The sequence below is a fragment of the Cytobacillus sp. IB215665 genome, assembly GCF_033963835.1.
Classification (GTDB): Bacteria; Bacillota; Bacilli; order Bacillales; family SM2101; genus Nanhaiella.
Window position 1 is genome coordinate 201,463 of sequence record NZ_JAXBME010000005.1, and the last position, 17,558, is coordinate 219,020.

Below are 17,558 nucleotides of genomic sequence, written 5' to 3' on the forward strand. Positions count from 1 at the left end.
AGTCACTTCTCAAATAGGAGGGTATAACATGTTAGATGATAGCAGCTTTGCGATACACCCTGGACAAAATGGAAAACACGCTAAGGTGAGTTATCGTGATATAAGTTCAATAGTAAGAATGAGTAAAGAAGGCAATGTGTATAGCTATTTTTGTGAAGCAGGTAGCGTTGCACTTCAATTTGTTCGTGAGGATATCGTTCGAATCGTAATGAATGTTGATAACAACTTATCTATGAAGTCTAGTGTAGCCATTGTGAAAAAACCAGAAGAGGTAGAAGTCAAGACGGAAGAGACTGAGGGGTGTTTTATATTAAGTACGAACACCTTGAAAGTAGAAATCTCAAAGTCGCCACTCCGCATCAATATATTTGATACACAAGGTGAGCTTATTGTTGGAGAAGGAGCAAGGGGCCTTGGCTTGAACGAAAAAGGAGATGTCATTTGTCATAAAATGATGAGTGAACATGACCATTTTTACGGCTTCGGTGAAAAAACAGGCTTTTTAGATAAACGTGGTGAAAAAATGACAATGTGGAATAGTGATGTATACGCACCACATAACCCTGAAACGAACGCATTATACCAATCTATTCCTTATTTTATGACTTTACGAGACGGTAAAGCACATGGGCTATTTTTTGATAGTACGTGGGAAACAACCTTTGACTTACAATCTAAAGAAGATAGTTATACATTTTCAGCTGCGGGAGGTCAAATCGATTATTACGTGATGGCTGGGCCAACACCTAAGGATGTTCTTTATCAATACAGTGAGTTAACGGGAAGAATGCCACTTCCTCCTAAGTGGGCGCTCGGTTATCATCAATCTCGTTACAGCTACGAATCTGAACAAGAAGTTCGTCATATTGCAAAGACATTTTCCGATAAAAAAATACCAGTTGATGTGATTTATTTAGATATACACTATATGGATGAATACCGGGTGTTTACTTTTAATAAGTTGCAATTTCCAACTCCAGAAAAAATGATTCAAGACCTTAAAGAGGTAGGAATTCGACTCGTACCAATTGTTGACCCTGGAGTGAAAGAGGATGCTGAATATGAAATTTATCAAGAGGGTATACGTGAGGATTATTTTTGCAAATATATAGAAGGTAACATCTACTTTGGTGAGGTTTGGCCTGGCAATAGTGCATTTCCTGACTTTACTTCTCGCAGCGTTCGGAAATGGTGGGGAGCAAAGCATTCCTACTACAGTGATATTGGTATAGAAGGTATTTGGAATGACATGAATGAACCAGCAGTTTTTAATGAAACAAAGACAATGGATGTAAAAGTCATGCACGATAATGACAATGACCCACGAACTCACCGTGAGCTTCATAATATATATGGATTTATGATGGGTAAAGCAACCTATGAAGGGATGAAGGATCATCTGAATGGAAAACGTCCATTTTTATTGACGAGGGCAGGATATGCTGGTATTCAACGATACGCTGCCGTTTGGACAGGGGATAACCGCAGCTTTTGGGAGCATTTACAAATGTCGTTACCGATGTGTATGAACTTAGGGCTTTCTGGAGTCGCTTTTACAGGCCCAGATGTAGGTGGATTTGCACACGATTCCAATGGGGAGTTATTAACGAGATGGACACAAGTTGGTGCATTTACACCATATTTTAGAAACCATAGTGCAATTGGCACTGTAAGGCAAGAACCGTGGTCCTTCGGTGAAAAGTATGAAAAAATAATTAAAAAGTATATTGAGTTACGTTATCAATGGCTGCCACAAATATATTCATTATTTGAAGAAGCTTCACGTACAGGAATACCAGTGATGAGGCCTTTATTAATGGAGTATCCTGAAGATGAAAATACGTACAATTTATCAGACCAGTTTATGATAGGTGATAATGTCATTGTCGCACCTATTTTACAGCCTACAACGCAACATCGAGTCATTTATTTGCCTAAAGGAAACTGGGTCAATTATTGGACAGATGAGCTTGTTGTTGGTGGTAAGCATCAGCTTATAGAGGCAGATCTGGAGACTTTGCCAATTTTTATTAAGCAGGGAACGATGATAGCGCATGGAGATATTAAGAAATCTACCGACATAGTAGACGTTAACCGAACCTTACATTTGTATGTTGGAGACACAAACACTACTTATACGTACTCACTATATGAAGATGATGGGTCAACATTTGCTTACAAAGAGGGCAAATATTTATATAAAACCTTTACCGTTCATTGTTACTCTAATAAGGTAGAAATCTCTGTGAAGGATGATGGTCAATATATTCCTGATTGGCAAGAATTAATTGTAGTGGTCCATGGAGCAAATAGCCAGCTTCAACTGATGGTAAATGGAGAAATTGCTAAAAATAAATCATATGATAACATTTCGAAAAAAATGCTTTTCTCCATATAGCTGTTAAAAAATACTCACAAACTAATAAGTGGATGTAGTAAAATGATTATGTCTTAAATTAATTTAAAGCAGTGTTTTCTTGTGAAACCAATTGGAAGAGGAGTGGGGAAATGGTAGTTACAATTAAAGATGTAGCAAAGCATGCAAATGTTGCTCCGTCAACAGTTTCAAGGGTAATTGCCAACCACCCTCGAATTAGTGATAAAACGAAAGAACGAGTGCGCGCAGCAATGAAGGAATTAGGCTATCACCCAAATTTTAATGCGCGAAGCTTAGCGAATAACTCTACTAGAGCGATCGGCTTAGTGATGCCTAGTACAGCTGATAAAGCGTTACAAAATCCTTTTTTTCCTGAAGTCATTCGTGGAATTAGCGCTGCTGCCCATGTGAAACAATATGCATTGCACATATCAACAGGCGGAACCGATGAGGAAAAGCTCGAAGGTGTCATGCAAATGGTACAGGGAAGACGTGTTGATGGCATCATCCTCTTATATTCTCGCGTGGATGATGAAGTATTACAATATTTACGTGACAAGAATTTTCCTTTTGTAGTCATAGGCAAGCCATTTACAAATGTTGAGGATATTACTCATATTGATAATAATAATTTTCGAGCTGCAAAAGAAGTAACAGAATATTTAATCCAGCTTGGACATGAGCGAATTGGCTTTGTAGGTGGAGATAACCATCTTATTGTAACGATAGATCGTCTTGGCGGTTATAAAAAAGCGATTCATGAAGCTCAATTAACATATAGACATGAATATGTAATCCATGAAGAATTTTTAAAAGAGGGGGGACAAGAGGCTGTTTTGGAACTGATGTCTCTTTCTCAACCTCCTACCGCATTAGTTGTATCCGATGATGTCATGGCATTAGGTGTACTAAATATGCTAGATAGGATGGGCAAAGTTGTACCTGATGATATATCAGTCGTAAGCTTTAACAACGTTTTATTATCAGAGATTGCAAGACCACCACTAACATCAGTCGATATTAATATATATCAGCTTGGCTATGAAGCCGCAAAGAATCTCATTCTACACGTTGAAAGTCCAGAAGAACCGATCAAAAGGGTAATTATTCCACACAAGCTAATTAAAAGAAGCTCGTGTATCGAGCTCCAAAGTAAATGATGCAATCCTAAAGGGTTGCATCATTTATTTTGGCTAAAGGCAGATTTTTTTTGTAACAATCTGAAATGACTTGTTAACACCATAATAATCAACTACTAATATATACACCTCTGTCAAATGAGATAATTTCACATAAATATATAAAAATTTTACAAATATGTGCGAAAAATTCATTTTTAATCCGTTGTATAAGATGTAAAAGCTTTTACAAGAGGCTCTTTTCGTAACTTAATAATTATATAGATTTGTATGCTAGACGATGATTTTAGCTGATTGGCGCTTTTTATAATAAAGATACAACGAAACGTTGAGATCTGTTATTACACATTCATCAATCAATGCGAAAACAGTCTTACAAAAAGGAGAATAGTTACATGAAGTCTACTAATAAAAATTTTATACGGAGATTACAGCGCCAAAAAGAAGACGCTTTAGAGTTTATTGTTGATAACTATTTGCCATTAATAAAAGGAATCACATATAAAGTTCTTTCTCCACTTAACAATGAAGGCATAATAGAGGAATGTACAAACGATACTTTCCTATCAATTTGGAACAATGCTAAAAAATTCTCTGGTGACGAGACTGATTTCAAAAAATGGATTTCCGCTATTGCTAAATACAAAGCGATAGATTATTACAGAAAAGCAAGTAAGGCTTTTGAATCCACAACTCACGAAATGGATATTACCGAAGGAAAATCAGTTGAAGATGAACTGATTATGGCAGAGGATAGAGCAGAGTTATTACAGCTTATCAACGAATTGGAGCCTGTAGATCGTAATATATTTATTATGAAATTTTTTCTTGGGTTGAACAATGAAGAAATATCACAAAAAGTGGGATTGACTAAATCATCCGTAGATAATCGAATATATAGAGGCAAAAAGAACCTGTCTAAACAAGCTACGAGCCTTCACTTAAGGGGGAATGTCATATGAAAGATATCTATGAATTATTGAATGACTTAGACATGGAAGAAAATGAATTTGAAGAAATGGAAGTTGATGATTTTGAAAAAAATAAAGTGAAAAAGGCTTTAAAGCAGTCTGTTATAAATAAAAACAAAGCGAGAGGTTGGAAAAGGAATGTTGCACTAGCTTCAATTATTGCTTGCCTTGCACTTACTACGCTTGGCTTAACGTTTCCAACTCAAGCTGTCGGCATACCTGTGATAGGCGATATCTTTAAGTTTGTAGGTAAATCAGATATATATGATCAGCACCAAGAATATGCTAGGGAATTGAATATTACCGAGGAGAGTAACGGCATTAAAGTGACAATTAAAGATGCAGTATTTGATGGCTATGCAGTATTTTTTACATATTCTATAGAAAGTGAAGAAGATTTAGGTGAAGAGCCTCTGTTGGTTGATTCACTAGATATAAGTAGTCCGAGTGGTGGCTCAGGAATATCAACTTATGAATATGATACAAGTAAAGACACTTATGAACGTAGGGGGAGTGGTGGAACTAAAAGAATATATGACAATACATATGTCGGGATGCAAAGCATAGCTTTAGGCGATGAAAACAGTAATGATACAGCAACAGTAGAATGGGAGATTAAAGGTATTAACATCCCAAGTAAACAACAAGAAATCAGAGGAGAATGGAAGTTTAATTTTTTTGTAAGTGCACTGAATGGAGAAGTATATGATGCGTATGATAGTGTGAGACAAGATGCGATAACTGTCCATGTTCATAAATTACTTAGGACACCAACATCTACAGTTATTTATATTCAACAACAATCGACGAAGGAAGTAGATAGATCTAAATGGGATATCATATTTACTGAGTTAGAAATTGAAGATAACTTAGGGAATCAATATGCTTCGGGTAATAAAGATAACGGTACTGGTACTGATTCGTACAATATGAGCTGGATAAAAACCTTTGAACAGCTTGATAAAAATGCAACAAAATTATACATTACACCACATGTGTCATTAGTCGATTGGGTACTTAAAGAAGGTGAAGGTTATAAAATTTTAGAGAAAGAAGAAATCGTGTTAGATGAAATTGTGATTGATTTAAAGAAATAACATTAAATTTAATTACTACAAAGAGCTCAAAATTTTTTACTTTGAGCTCTTTGTCATTACTTCATGCTATTTAAGCAAATTTAAAAAATGTGTATGTATGTTAAGGCGTATTCCAAAAAAACGTCGTAACAATGAGAGGTATAATAATTATAAAAAATACAATGAATCCGTTACCCACTAAGCCAATTTTTCTAAATAGCCCTTTTTCTGCAAACATTGCCATAAACAAACCGATAACAATAATGAAAATTCCGAAGTTATATAAATAATCATCTATACCGATTAACATCAATACAAACGTAATAACTCCAATGATGAACGATATGGCTGATAACACACTCAATTTTTTTTTCATTGCTCTCCTCCTTCCTTGAAAAACGACCTTTCTCAATTTTAACTTGATGTAGGTGGCTGAATAAGGCTCTTTTCGTATTGTTTTTTTCGTTTAGTTGCGGATGTGTATTCTATGATTTTTATAACCTTTCACTGTTAATATTAGCATATTTTACCATATGTTTTTAGTATTTTTAAAGGAAACTGCACTCTAGTATAATTAATGAATAAGAAATCACTTTATTCATCACTTCGGGAGTACATTTATTATTAGAATAATGATTTAAAAAAGGTATGAAGATAAATGGGTTTTACCATAGACTCTGCTAATGTACGAATAATGATGTGAAATAACCTAACTTGAATGAAGAGGGTTTTATATGATGACTATCACATATTGAGGGAGTTGGTTTTATGAAAGTTGGAATTATAGGTGGTGGGTTTGGTTTGCGAGTTCAAGCTCCAATCATTCAGGCTCAGGAAGAGATGCATTTAGTCGCTGTTTGTACAATGAAGCGTCACCAAATACCAGATGAATTAAATGATGGTTTGAATAGCTTTGTTCATTATCAAGATTGGAGACAGATGCTAGATAATGAAAGCTTAGATCTTCTATTTGTTAGTTCTATGCCAGTTCACCATTATGAAATGGTAAAATACGCGTTAGAAAGAAGGATTCATGTTGTTTGTGAAAAGCCTTTTACTACGAACAGTCAAGAATCTGCTGAACTTATACAACTATCAAAGCAGTATAATAAAAAGGTTATTATTGACTTTGAATGGAGATATTTACCGAGTCGTCAACGAGTAAAGTCTCTTATTCAGAACAATGAAATTGGTGAACTATTGCATTTTGAATACCATGTTAGTTACTCACAGTATCAAAACCTTGTTACAAACAAAAGAGGTTGGTTAGGACAGAAACAACAATATGGAGGCATGTTAGGTGCACTCGGCTCACATATGATCGATTGTTTACGTTGGCTAATAAATGCAGAAGTCGATATAGTTAACGGTTTAGTACATACTCATGTCCCACATGGGGGTGGAGAGGAAAGAGATGCTGATGATGCTTTCTTCATTCATGGCAAAATGACGAATAACACGACTTTTTCTATTCAGCTTTTAACTGGGGTTAATCACGGCATAGGTTCTAGCTTGAAAATTTACGGTAATTTAGGGACAGTTACTCTAAAAAATGATGACAATTTATTAATAGAAAAAATAAATCAACCTATCCAAGAAGTAGTGGTACATGAACAAAAAAACAAATATATAGAACTTTCGGATGTTGCAAGTCGTTACTATCCTGCATTCTTGCCCTTTTTAGAAAAAGTCTATGAATATCTTACTTTTGAAAAGTTAGATGAGGATTTACCACTTATTGATGATGGGCACAAAAATCAATTAGTCATTGATAGAGTTTTCGCAACTTGAACAATCACGACTATATGTTTAGTAGATTACTATGTAGAAACTACCTTATTGATGATTACGCGATAGAAGTAGCAACATTTTATGAATAAATTCCTTTTATTAAAAAGCAGGGAGTTTTTATTTAACAGCTTTAAATATTAAGTACATCATCATTGCAGTAAAATAAGACAGATGGCACTTTTCTGTAAAATGGAAAGTGCCTTTTTGTTGTTCCAGTTGATGAGAAGAAGGAGTTTATAGTGTACACCTTGGATTGACTGTGAGTATAAATTGGCACTTACCATGCTATTTAAATATTTTGAGGGTGAGGTATCTTGGAAGCTCTTAGGAATAAAGCGAGTATATAGCAAGCAAAAGTAACAGAAGAGAAGATAACTCGCAGTGCATTAGCTTGATTCCATGCATCACGGGTTTGCATCCAATCTTCAGGTACTGCCTTAGGTATCCAGCTTTCTGTTTCATAATTAAGAGGTAGATTCACTTGGGAAGTGAAAATAATAATACCAAAAATGTATATCAGCCCAGCAGTAACGATTAACCAAAACGAAAAAGACTTATAGTGTCTCAAATTAACTAAAATTGCTATAATAGATGCTGCTCCACCACCAAAGAAAAAAATGAAAAACATAAAGTGTCTAACATTTTCGTTAAATAGTGACTGCACAATTGCGTATATTTCACCGTCTACTTCTAACATGGCTAAATTTACATTAAACGTATAGGTATAGAAAAATCCTGCCATAATTCCAGTGATCAATAAAGCGATGGCCAATGTTCCATTTTCTACATAGCTAGCCCTCAATATAACCCCTCCAAAGTTATTCAAATTTGATTAGTTACTTACATTATATTCAAATTTGAATAATTGTCAATGCTTAAATTCTGAAGTGGATAGCTATTAATTACTGTTCTAAACGCATAATAAGATCGATATTGTTAACTGCCTCTTGAATCCATTCTTTTTCGGCTTCATATAACCGTTGATCATGCAGAATGAAAAAAGAATCGTATGTATACTTGTGACTGTTCGGTTCCAAAGAATTTAAATGTGCTTTCATTGCGTCCAATTTTTCATCGATAATTTGTAGTGCCATTTGAGCGTATTCATTAATTTCTTCTTCTGTGCGACGAGTGTTTAATTTTAGTGCTAATTTAAAGCCATAAAAGTCAGGAAATAAGCCTAAAAACGATTCTTTCTGTAGAGTATCAAATTTCTTTTTTCCGTCGTTTGTAACAGTATATATTGTCTTCGTTGGATAGTTTCCCTCTTGCAATTTTTTAACTTCACTAATAAACCCTTCTTTGTGCAGCTGCTTTATAGCATGATAGATCGAGCCTATTTTGATATCTATCCACTGGTAGAATTTATTTTGATCATATATGTGTTTAATATCATAACCGCTACCTTTTCCTAACTGCTCTAAAATACCTAATACAATAAACTGTGCTTTATTCATAAAAATGGCTCCTTTTATTAATAGTTAAATAAAAATATTCAAATTTAAATAACTCTAATATATCTTCTAGATATTTTTAAGTCAACTGCCAAAACATTTTATTACTAGTGTGTATAGTTAATCAATGTTTTTATCGATATTTCTTTTGTAACGCTTAGAAATATAGGGGTTTTGAAACCAAAAAAAGATGATGAAATTTTAAACACTAGTCTTCAAAATGTCTAATTCATATCCTAAGAGATTATATAAATTTCGTGATTCATGAAAAAGAATATCTAAATATTCTTGTCAGAACTGTGAAATACGTAGAAAAATTACAGTCTCGAAATGATGTAAAAAAGAACACAAAAAGTTCGAATTTCGTAAGATTATTAAATGCTATACTGATTTTGAAGGTAATGTATTTGTTTTCCAATAGAGCATTTATGTTCAAATCCACCTGGTCGTTGCTGATCAAATAGAGGGGGAAATAGTATGGAAACTTATAAAATACTAGAGATTAAAGAAAGCGTTTTCAAAGATAATGATCAACAGGCAGTTTTGCTTAGGAGCGATTTAAAAAAAGACAAAACCTTTTTATTAAATTTAATGTCATCACCTGGTTCAGGTAAAACCACTACTGTTGTAAAAACAATTGAAGCTTTGCAGAATGAAATGAGCATTGGGGTGCTAGAAGCAGATATTGACTCAGATGTCGATGCTCATACTGTTGCACAAACAGGTACAAAAGTTATCCAATTGCACACAGGTGGAATGTGTCACCTTGATGCTGATATGACCAAACAAGGTTTATCAGGATTAGGAACAGCTGGCATCGACTTCGTTATTTTAGAAAATGTAGGTAATTTAGTATGTCCTGCTGAATTTGATACTGGTGCTTCAAAAAATGCCATGATTTTAAGTGTACCAGAAGGAGATGACAAACCTCTAAAATACCCTTTAATGTTTGAAGTTGCTGACGTCTTATTAATTAATAAAATGGATGCAATCGATATTTTTGATTTTGATGTAGAAGCAGTCAAAGAGCGTGTACATAAATTAAACCCAAAAATTAAAGTTATTCCGATCTCAGCTAAAACTGGTGAGGGTATAAGTGAGTGGGTAGAATGGATTCGCACTCAAATCAAAAACTGGAATGAATAATACATTGAAGGAAAATACGATGGGGAGTTGAACTTTATGACTAAGGAAAAAGTTCTTGATCTCGCAAATAAGATAAGCCGAACAAAACGTGGCTCAAAACATGAAGTAAAGCCTGAAGATCCTGAATATCGAATCCTTGAGCCAGTTGTTACCGATGAAATGGCCGAGATCGCACTTTGTCTTGAGTTAAGGCAACCAAAGACTAAGGTGGAAGTCGCTGCTTTATGTGGTAAGCCCGTAGAGGAAGTAGAAAAAATCCTCTACCAGTTGGCGGATGATGGCGTTATTAGCTTTTTTTCTGAAGATGGTATAGATTATTTTCAACTCGATCTGTGGGTTCCAGGTGTGATGGAATTCATGGTCGTTAACAAAGAAAATGTCAAAAAATATCCGCAAATAGCTGAATGTTTTGAAGAGTATTCAAGAAGTAAAGGTGAATTTTTAGCTGGAAATGTTCCCCCAGGTTTAGGAGTCATGAGGGTTATTCCTATAGAAAGTGCAATTGATGGTGAAACTAGAAGGGCTTCTTATGAAGAAGTTTCTATGTATCTGAATGATAATGATACTTTTTCAGTTTCTGATTGTGCTTGCCGAGCAGTCAGAGAAGCGATGGGAGAGGGCTGTGGCCACTTGAAGGAGGATATATGTATTCAGTTGGGTGATGCTGCAGAATTCTACATACGCACTGGAAGAGGTAGAGAGATAACTCGTGAAAAAGCTTTTGAAATTATAAAAAAGGCAGAAGATGACGGCCTTATGCATCAGATCGCAAATACAGAAGGTCCGGGAAAAACTCATGCTATTTGTAACTGTTGTGGATGCGCATGCCTAGCATTGCGTCATGCGAACTATTTTAAAAACCCTGATATAGTTAGGTCAAATTATGTATCACAAGTAGATAAAGATAAATGTGTTGCATGTGGAGAATGTGTTGAAAACTGTCCATCAAATGCATTGAAGCTCGGTCAGAAAATTTGTGAACCTAGTATAGTAGAGAAAAGAGAGCTGCCATATAATACAGAGTGGGGTCCAGATAAATGGAACCCTAATTATCGGCTTAATCGAGAAGTTGTTGTTGATTCAGGGTCAAGTCCTTGTAAAGCAGATTGTCCAGCTCATATTGGTATTCAAGGTTATATTAAGCTAGCTTCTCAAGGAAGGTATACTGAAGCTCTTGAGCTAATCAAGCAAGAAAATCCGTTTCCTGCAGTATGTGGGCGTGTCTGTCCTAGGTATTGTGAATCTGCTTGTACACGAGGTGACATTGATGACCCTATAGCGATAGATGATATTAAGAAATTTATCGCGGAACAAGATTTAAATAAAGATCGTCGTTATATACCTGAAATAAAACATCGATATGATAAAAAAATTGCAGTCATAGGTGCAGGACCTTCAGGTCTTTCCTGTGCTTATTATCTAGCAATTGAAGGTTATAAAGTAACAGTGTTTGAAAAACAACAAGCACTTGGTGGCATGCTAACTTTTGGAATCCCTTCTTTCAGGCTTGAAAAGAATGTTGTTCAAGCTGAAATTGATATTTTGAAGGACCTAGGTGTTAAGTTTATGACAGGTGTTGAAGTTGGAAAAGATGTAAGTTTGAAGGAGCTAAGAAGTCAAGGGTTTAATGCATTTTATTTGGGAATCGGCGCTCAAGCTGGTAGAAGGATCGGTATCGAAGGAGAAGATGCTGAAGGAGTGATGACCGGAGTAGATTTCTTACGCCAAGTCAATATAAATAAAGAAATGAAGTTGGCAGGAAGAGTAGCTGTTATTGGTGGCGGTAATGTTGCGATTGATGTTGCTCGTACAGCAGCACGCGTTGGTGCATCGCAAGTAGACATGTATTGTTTAGAAAAATGGGGAGAACTACCAGCAATGACGGAAGAAATTGACGAAGCCTTATTAGAAGGCATTCGTATCAACACATCATGGGGACCTAAACGTATTCTTGTTGATCATGGACGTGTTACAGGTATAGAATTCAAAAAGTGTATTTCTGTTTTTGATAAAAATAACAAGTTTGATCCACAGTTTGATGAAAATCAAACGAAAATCGTTGCTGTAAACAATATTCTAATCTCAGTAGGCCAGGAGATCGACTGGGGTCATTTGATTGCGGACAGCAATATTCAACTACATCCAAACAAAACAATTAAAGCAGACCCTGTAACTTACCAGACAGATGAAGCAGATGTATTTGCTGGTGGTGATGCATTAACAGGACCTAAATTTGCCATCGATGCGATAGCTATGGGGAAAGAAGGTGCAATTTCCATTCACCGCTTTGTTCAACCAGGTCAAAGCTTATTGCTTGGCCGTCCAAAGAGAGATTACCGTGCGTTTGATATAGGCAGCCTGGACCTTAAAGGGTACGATCATATACCGAGACAAACAGTAGATCATGTTGATGTGGCTGAATCTAAAAAAACTTTCAAGGATCTTCGTTCAACATTTACTGAAGACCAGGTGAAGAAGGAAACAGAACGATGTCTAGGATGTGGCGCAACAGTTGTTGATGAGTTTCTATGTGTGGGATGTGGTTCCTGTGTCACCAAATGCAAATTTGACGCAATTTCAATGGTACGAAAATATGATGCTACGAGTGTTGAATTGCATGAAATAAAACCGACAATAAAGAAATATATGGTGAAACGTAAAGTGAAAGTAGTAACAAATAAGGTACCTAAGACCCTAAAAGCTATTTTCTCGAGAGAAAACAGCTAGATTTCTATTAGTAAACTGTGTGTGTCTTTACTAAAGGCTCTTTTCGTAAACGCTACTTTGTTGCTGTTTTTCCTAAACTAGCAGATAAAGGTGCCTTTTTATAGAAAAGATGCCAATGCGAAAACAGCTTGTGATATAGATGGAAGCGAGATATATTCTAGGTTAATAAACCATAAAGTTGAGAGCTACAATAAAAGAACAGCTTTAGCACCATCGGTTTCAATCCCTGCTATTCTACTTGTCTAGTGTCTCTTAATAAATGGGACCATGCGCATTTTCAAAATAGTATTTAATCGGTAGCTTTTGGAACAGGTATGGGTATGCTAGTTTACATTGCGATTGTAGGTGTTTGCTCTTTTCTTACTTGAGGAGTAGGGGGAGTTAAGATGCACGAGTTAAGTGTAATTATTCATGTCATAAAATCTGTAGAAGATTTTGCTAAAACGAATGCATTAACAAAAATAGACACTTTAGTACTTCAAATTGGCGAGCTTTCCTCATTAATTCCTAAATATATTGAGGCATGTTACCCAGCTGCGGTAGATGGTACAATTTTGCAGTCTACAAAATTAAAAATTGAGACCTTACCAGGTAATGCGATTTGCAAAAAGTGCAATAAAGTTTTTAATTTAATTGAGAATAATAGTAAGTGCCCGAAATGCCACATTAAAGACTTTGAGATTTTATGCGGAAAAGAATTTATGATAAAAGAAATTATCGCTTGTTAGGCTAGGTGTTAATCAACGAGCTACTCAAAGCATACAACATCCTTGATATGAAATTTAACATTAAACTTCTACCTCTTTTAGAGGTAGAAAATTTAATTGAACACGTGTTTAATTGGTTCTACAAAAGAAAACGATCAATGCAAAAACAGGCTAATTCTCAGTGATTAGCCTGTTTTTGACTATCAAATTGCAACATTGTTATTGAACATATGTAAATATATGCTAAAGTTGTAAGTGGAAAAAATCATTACATTGAAGGAGAATTGAATGGAGAAACATCTAACATCAAATAATTTCGAAGAGTATGATGATGCCAACTTGTACGATATGGAAAACACATTTTTGAATGATATTCCTTTTCTGACCAAGTGGGCTTCTAAACAACATGGTATGATTATAGATTTAGCTTGTGGGACAGGTAGAGCAACGATCCCCTTAGCGAAAAAAGGGTATAAACTAATTGGTGTGGATATTTATAAAAGTATGTTGGAACAAGCGAGGAATAAAGCAAATAATCAAAATCTACATATAGAATGGGTAGAGCAAGATTGTACCCAGCTAAATTTAAGTGAAGTTGGTTCAATGGTTTATATGGTTGGGAATGGCTTTCAGCATTTTCTTACGAATGAAGCGCAAAATCACTTGTTGACTTCTGTTAATAGACATTTAGAACATGATGGAATTTTTATTTTTGATACAAGGTTCCCTAGCGTTGAAGAACTGCTGCAACCAAGTACAGAAGAGTATTGGAGAACTTACACAAGAAACGACGGAAAAATTGTTGATGTATCAACAATTAGTACATATGACGCACTTAATCAGCTTCAGCATTACACCACAATTAGAAAAGTTAAAAATGAACAAGGAATCAAAATAGATGAAACAAGTACACAAATAACTTTGCGATATGTATTTCCAAAAGAAATGGAACGCTTGCTTAGTGATAGTGGATTTGAGATTTTACATATATTTAAAGATTGGAATGAAGCACCTATCACCAATGATAGCTATAGCATGATCTTTGTATGTAGGAAAGTAAAGTAATTTGCATATTTTGTTCCATATCAATCAGTCTACTAGATAATGAAAAATAACTTTAAAGTTTATAAAGACGCTTATCTGTTTTAAAATGATAAGTAGGTTAGTTTTAAAAAAACCAACTTAATTTTGTGAACAATGGAGGTATGCCAGATGATGTTTAATAATAATTCAAGAAGTCTCAATAATAGATTGACCAAGTGAGGAATTGCGATAAAGAAGAAAAAATATTTAATATATTTTTATAACCAATACATAAGATTAAGATTCATATAATTGTAACTCCTTAAATTTAAGAAACAAATTCAAGGAGTGGATTATAATGAAATATATTAACGCTAATAATGTCTTACCAGAACAACTAATTTTAGAAATACAAAAATATGTTCAAGGACAAGTAGTTTATATACCTAACACTGAAGGAGCTCGGAAAAAATGGGGTGAAAATTCAGGTAATAGGGAATATTTAAACTGTAGAAATAAAAAAATCTGTGAAGAATTTAATACTGGGATAACTATTGACGACCTCGCAGAAAAATATTGTCTTTCTGTACATAGCATCAAAAAAATAGTTTATTCAAAGAAGATAGAACACTGAATGGATTAATCCATTCAGTGTTTTTTTATTTAATGGCTGTTGTCGCATTATTTTTTGCTTTACGCAATAAGAGCTAAACATGGATATCGTTTACGTTCTTGGCATCTTTTCTACTTTTCCAATTATTGAGCTCTCATAAAACCCATCATACTGCTCATTATTAAAAAATAGCAACAAACTTAGAAAAGAGTCTATGTAAAAAACAATTATATTAATATTTTATATATTCTTTAGCAGTTGATAGAAATAAAATGAATTAAAAGAAAGAGAATGTTTCTTATGCTCTTAATAATCTAGTATTTAATTGTTGTTATTAAATCTAAAGCTAAAAAGCATTGTTAAAGTAATTTAATCCATATAAATATAGTAGAAAAAGGGTGGAAATGATATGAAATTCGAAACGTTGATATACAAACGTCCAAACATGGAAGAAATTAAAGTTATATTTCAACCAACTTTAAAAAAATTTAAAAATGCTAAAAGGGTTGAAGAGCAAGAAGAAACGATGCATGAGTTGAACAAGATATGGAATGATATTTTTACTATGATCAATCTTTGTAATATCCTACAAATAGGAACAAGAATATTTAGATGAAATCCAGCCATTGTTAGAAGAACTAAGCTCTGCTTATTACCAAGAGCTAGTAAATTGTAAATTTCGAACGGAACTTGAGACCAAGTTTGGAAAGCAGCTATTCTTGTTAGCCGATGCAGAGTTAAAAACTTTTTCTCCAGAAGTTATTGAAGAGTTACAGTTAGAAAATAAACTAATAACAGAATACACAGAGTTGTTAGCTTCTGCAAAAATCGTTTTTGAAGGAGAAGAGTATACTCTTCCTCAGCTAAGTGTACATGCAGAATCAACTGACAGAAGTATACGCAAAAAAGCGAATGAGGCACGTTATGGTTTCTTTAAAGAACATGCAAACCACCTAGATGATATTTTCGATAAACTTGTAAAAGTCCGTACAGATATTGCTGTTAAATTAGGGTATGAAAATTTTGTAGAGCTCGGATATTGTCAAATGAAAAGAACCGATTTTAACTCTGAAATGGTAAAGAGCTTTCGGGCACAAGTTCTTGAATTAATTGTTCCACTTGCATCTAAAATAAGAGAAAGGCAGAAACAACGCATAGGAGTGGAATCTTTAAAGTATTACGATGAAGAATTTAAATTTAAGACAGGTAATGCAATCCCTAAAGGTGGTCCAGAATGGATTGTAACTAATGGGAAAAGAATGTATGAAGAGTTATCACCAGAAACGAATGAATTTTTTAATTTTATGATTGAGAACAATTTAATGGATCTTGTTTCAAAAAGAGGTAAATCGATTGGTGGATTTTGTGAATATGTAGAGAATTTTAAGGTGCCGTTTATTTTTGCAAATTTTAATGGAACCTCAGGTGATATTGATGTCTTAACCCATGAAGCTGGCCATGCTTTTCAACTATATGAATCGAGGAATTTAAAGATACCCGAATATTATTGGCCTACGTATGAAGCAAGTGAAATCCATTCAATGAGTATGGAGTTTTTTACTTGGCCGTGGATGGATTTGTTTTTTAAAGAAAATACAGCTAAGTATAAGTTTTCGCATTTAAGTGAAGCTTTATTATTTCTTCCGTATGGAGTGGCTGTTGATGAATTTCAACATTTTATTTATGAAAATCCAGAAATTACGCCGAAGGAAAGAAATCAGGCTTGGAGAAAGATTGAAAAGAAATACTTACCCCACCGTGATTACGATGGCAATGAATATTTAGAGCAAGGTGGATTTTGGCAACGTCAAATGCATATCTTTGAGTCACCATTTTACTATATTGATTATGCACTAGCACAAATTTGTGCTTTCCAATTTTGGAAGCGATCAAGAGAGGATTATCAAGCAGCATGGAATAGTTATGTGCAAATCTGTAAGTTAGGAGGAAGTAAGTCATTCATAGAGCTTATAAAAAGTATAAATTTACTTTCTCCATTTGAAGCAGGGTGTGTACAGTCCGTCATTGGTGAGATTGATGAATGGTTAAACAATGTAGACGATAAAAAGCTTTAAATAATGAAGATACTTTAAAATTTATAAAAGCCTCTTGATAAAGGAACAATCCTCCAAGTAAAAGCATATTATCTTCTAGTAATCTGGTCGAAAAAGAGGAATTATCAATTGCATTCTAGTATATATTATCTAGCCGTGTAATTTAAACATGGGCTTAATTCTTATGCCAACAACAAGACACAATTTTTTACATATGAATAAATGTTTGAGAATTAAAAACAGACTTGAGAAGTTAAATAAAAAAGTAACCTAGTTGATACTTGTCTCATGTTGGTTGTTCAATGTAATTTTACGACGATGGCGCGATTGCTCGGCACAAAAGCAGTCGCGCATTTTGTGGACAATTATGATAACTGAATAAAGTTTATCGTGCTCACGTTATGAAAGTTGCTGGTAGATAGAGATGAAAAAAAGAAATAAAAAATGCAATAACCGTTAACTTTAATAATGCTGAATTTT

13 protein-coding genes and 1 pseudogene are annotated in these 17,558 nt (G+C 34.4%); 11 read left to right on the forward strand and 3 right to left on the reverse strand.

From position 1 onward, the window contains the following. The first annotated feature begins 28 nt into the window (after positions 1-28). The 4 genes from SLH52_RS09170 (at position 29) to SLH52_RS09185 (ending at position 5,584) form a co-directional block, all read left to right on the forward strand. Positions 29-2,398, forward strand: coding sequence for a glycoside hydrolase family 31 protein (locus tag SLH52_RS09170; protein WP_320208960.1), 2,370 nt, complete (start codon positions 29-31; stop codon positions 2,396-2,398). A gap of 110 nt (positions 2,399-2,508) precedes the next feature. Next, entirely contained in the window at positions 2,509-3,537 is a 1,029-nt protein-coding gene (locus tag SLH52_RS09175; RefSeq protein WP_320208961.1) for a LacI family DNA-binding transcriptional regulator, read from the forward strand. A 374-nt stretch (positions 3,538-3,911) separates the two neighbouring features. Then, positions 3,912-4,478: a sigma-70 family RNA polymerase sigma factor gene (locus SLH52_RS09180; RefSeq protein WP_320208962.1), complete on the forward strand. Its 567-nt coding sequence runs from the start codon at positions 3,912-3,914 to the stop codon at positions 4,476-4,478. Continuing rightward, positions 4,475-5,584, forward strand: a complete 1,110-nt coding sequence (locus SLH52_RS09185; protein WP_320208963.1) for a DUF4179 domain-containing protein — start codon at positions 4,475-4,477, stop codon at positions 5,582-5,584. Before SLH52_RS09180 ends, SLH52_RS09185 begins: the two co-directional genes overlap by 4 nt. A 100-nt stretch (positions 5,585-5,684) precedes the next feature. On the opposite strand, the gene SLH52_RS09190 is transcribed toward SLH52_RS09185, so the two are convergent. Next, positions 5,685-5,939: a hypothetical protein gene (locus tag SLH52_RS09190; protein ID WP_320208964.1), complete on the reverse strand. Its 255-nt coding sequence runs from the start codon at positions 5,937-5,939 to the stop codon at positions 5,685-5,687. Between the two features lie 392 nt (positions 5,940-6,331). Between SLH52_RS09190 and SLH52_RS09195 the strand changes: the two genes are divergently transcribed. After that, positions 6,332-7,354: a Gfo/Idh/MocA family oxidoreductase gene (locus tag SLH52_RS09195; RefSeq protein WP_320208965.1), complete on the forward strand. Its 1,023-nt coding sequence runs from the start codon at positions 6,332-6,334 to the stop codon at positions 7,352-7,354. Positions 7,355-7,643: 289 nt separating this feature from the next. Here the strand turns inward: SLH52_RS09195 and SLH52_RS09200 are convergent, their stop codons facing one another. Next, complete coding sequence (locus SLH52_RS09200) at positions 7,644-8,156, reverse strand: DUF1772 domain-containing protein (RefSeq protein WP_320208966.1); 513 nt, start codon at positions 8,154-8,156, stop codon at positions 7,644-7,646. A gap of 100 nt (positions 8,157-8,256) precedes the next feature. Then, a complete protein-coding gene (locus tag SLH52_RS09205; RefSeq protein WP_320208967.1) occupies positions 8,257-8,811 on the reverse strand; it encodes a PadR family transcriptional regulator in 555 nt (184 codons plus the stop codon). A gap of 474 nt (positions 8,812-9,285) precedes the next feature. On the opposite strand from SLH52_RS09205, the gene hypB reads away from it, so the two are divergent. The 6 genes and pseudogenes from hypB (at position 9,286) to SLH52_RS09235 (ending at position 17,099) form a co-directional block, all read left to right on the forward strand. Further along, the gene (hypB, locus tag SLH52_RS09210; protein ID WP_320208968.1) at positions 9,286-9,954 is read left to right on the forward strand and encodes a hydrogenase nickel incorporation protein HypB; all 669 of its coding nucleotides are present in this window, start codon (positions 9,286-9,288) and stop codon (positions 9,952-9,954) included. A gap of 36 nt (positions 9,955-9,990) precedes the next feature. Continuing rightward, positions 9,991-12,681, forward strand: coding sequence for an FAD-dependent oxidoreductase (locus SLH52_RS09215; RefSeq protein ID WP_320208969.1), 2,691 nt, complete (start codon positions 9,991-9,993; stop codon positions 12,679-12,681). Between the two features lie 386 nt (positions 12,682-13,067). Further along, positions 13,068-13,409, forward strand: coding sequence for a hydrogenase maturation nickel metallochaperone HypA (locus SLH52_RS09220; RefSeq protein WP_320208970.1), 342 nt, complete (start codon positions 13,068-13,070; stop codon positions 13,407-13,409). A 267-nt stretch (positions 13,410-13,676) separates the two neighbouring features. Further along, positions 13,677-14,453, forward strand: coding sequence for a class I SAM-dependent methyltransferase (locus SLH52_RS09225; RefSeq protein WP_320208971.1), 777 nt, complete (start codon positions 13,677-13,679; stop codon positions 14,451-14,453). A gap of 316 nt (positions 14,454-14,769) precedes the next feature. Continuing rightward, a complete protein-coding gene (locus tag SLH52_RS09230; protein WP_320208972.1) occupies positions 14,770-15,045 on the forward strand; it encodes a CD3324 family protein in 276 nt (91 codons plus the stop codon). Positions 15,046-15,433: 388 nt separating this feature from the next. Next, positions 15,434-17,099, forward strand: a pseudogene (locus SLH52_RS09235) (M3 family oligoendopeptidase). Positions 17,100-17,558: the final 459 nt, after the last annotated feature.

What these genes read in the sequence shown, in the direction of transcription:
- SLH52_RS09170 (WP_320208960.1), top strand. Translation starts at nt 29, where the DNA reads ATGTTAGATGATAGCAGCTTTGCGATACACCCTGGACAAAATGGAAAA.
- SLH52_RS09175 (WP_320208961.1), top strand. Translation starts at nt 2,509, where the DNA reads ATGGTAGTTACAATTAAAGATGTAGCAAAGCATGCAAATGTTGCTCCG.
- SLH52_RS09180 (WP_320208962.1), top strand. Translation starts at nt 3,912, where the DNA reads ATGAAGTCTACTAATAAAAATTTTATACGGAGATTACAGCGCCAAAAA.
- SLH52_RS09185 (WP_320208963.1), top strand. Translation starts at nt 4,475, where the DNA reads ATGAAAGATATCTATGAATTATTGAATGACTTAGACATGGAAGAAAAT.
- SLH52_RS09190 (WP_320208964.1), bottom strand. Translation starts at nt 5,939, where the DNA reads ATGAAAAAAAAATTGAGTGTGTTATCAGCCATATCGTTCATCATTGGA.
- SLH52_RS09195 (WP_320208965.1), top strand. Translation starts at nt 6,332, where the DNA reads ATGAAAGTTGGAATTATAGGTGGTGGGTTTGGTTTGCGAGTTCAAGCT.
- SLH52_RS09205 (WP_320208967.1), bottom strand. Translation starts at nt 8,811, where the DNA reads ATGAATAAAGCACAGTTTATTGTATTAGGTATTTTAGAGCAGTTAGGA.
- hypB (WP_320208968.1), top strand. Translation starts at nt 9,286, where the DNA reads ATGGAAACTTATAAAATACTAGAGATTAAAGAAAGCGTTTTCAAAGAT.
- SLH52_RS09215 (WP_320208969.1), top strand. Translation starts at nt 9,991, where the DNA reads ATGACTAAGGAAAAAGTTCTTGATCTCGCAAATAAGATAAGCCGAACA.
- SLH52_RS09220 (WP_320208970.1), top strand. Translation starts at nt 13,068, where the DNA reads ATGCACGAGTTAAGTGTAATTATTCATGTCATAAAATCTGTAGAAGAT.
- SLH52_RS09225 (WP_320208971.1), top strand. Translation starts at nt 13,677, where the DNA reads ATGGAGAAACATCTAACATCAAATAATTTCGAAGAGTATGATGATGCC.
- SLH52_RS09230 (WP_320208972.1), top strand. Translation starts at nt 14,770, where the DNA reads ATGAAATATATTAACGCTAATAATGTCTTACCAGAACAACTAATTTTA.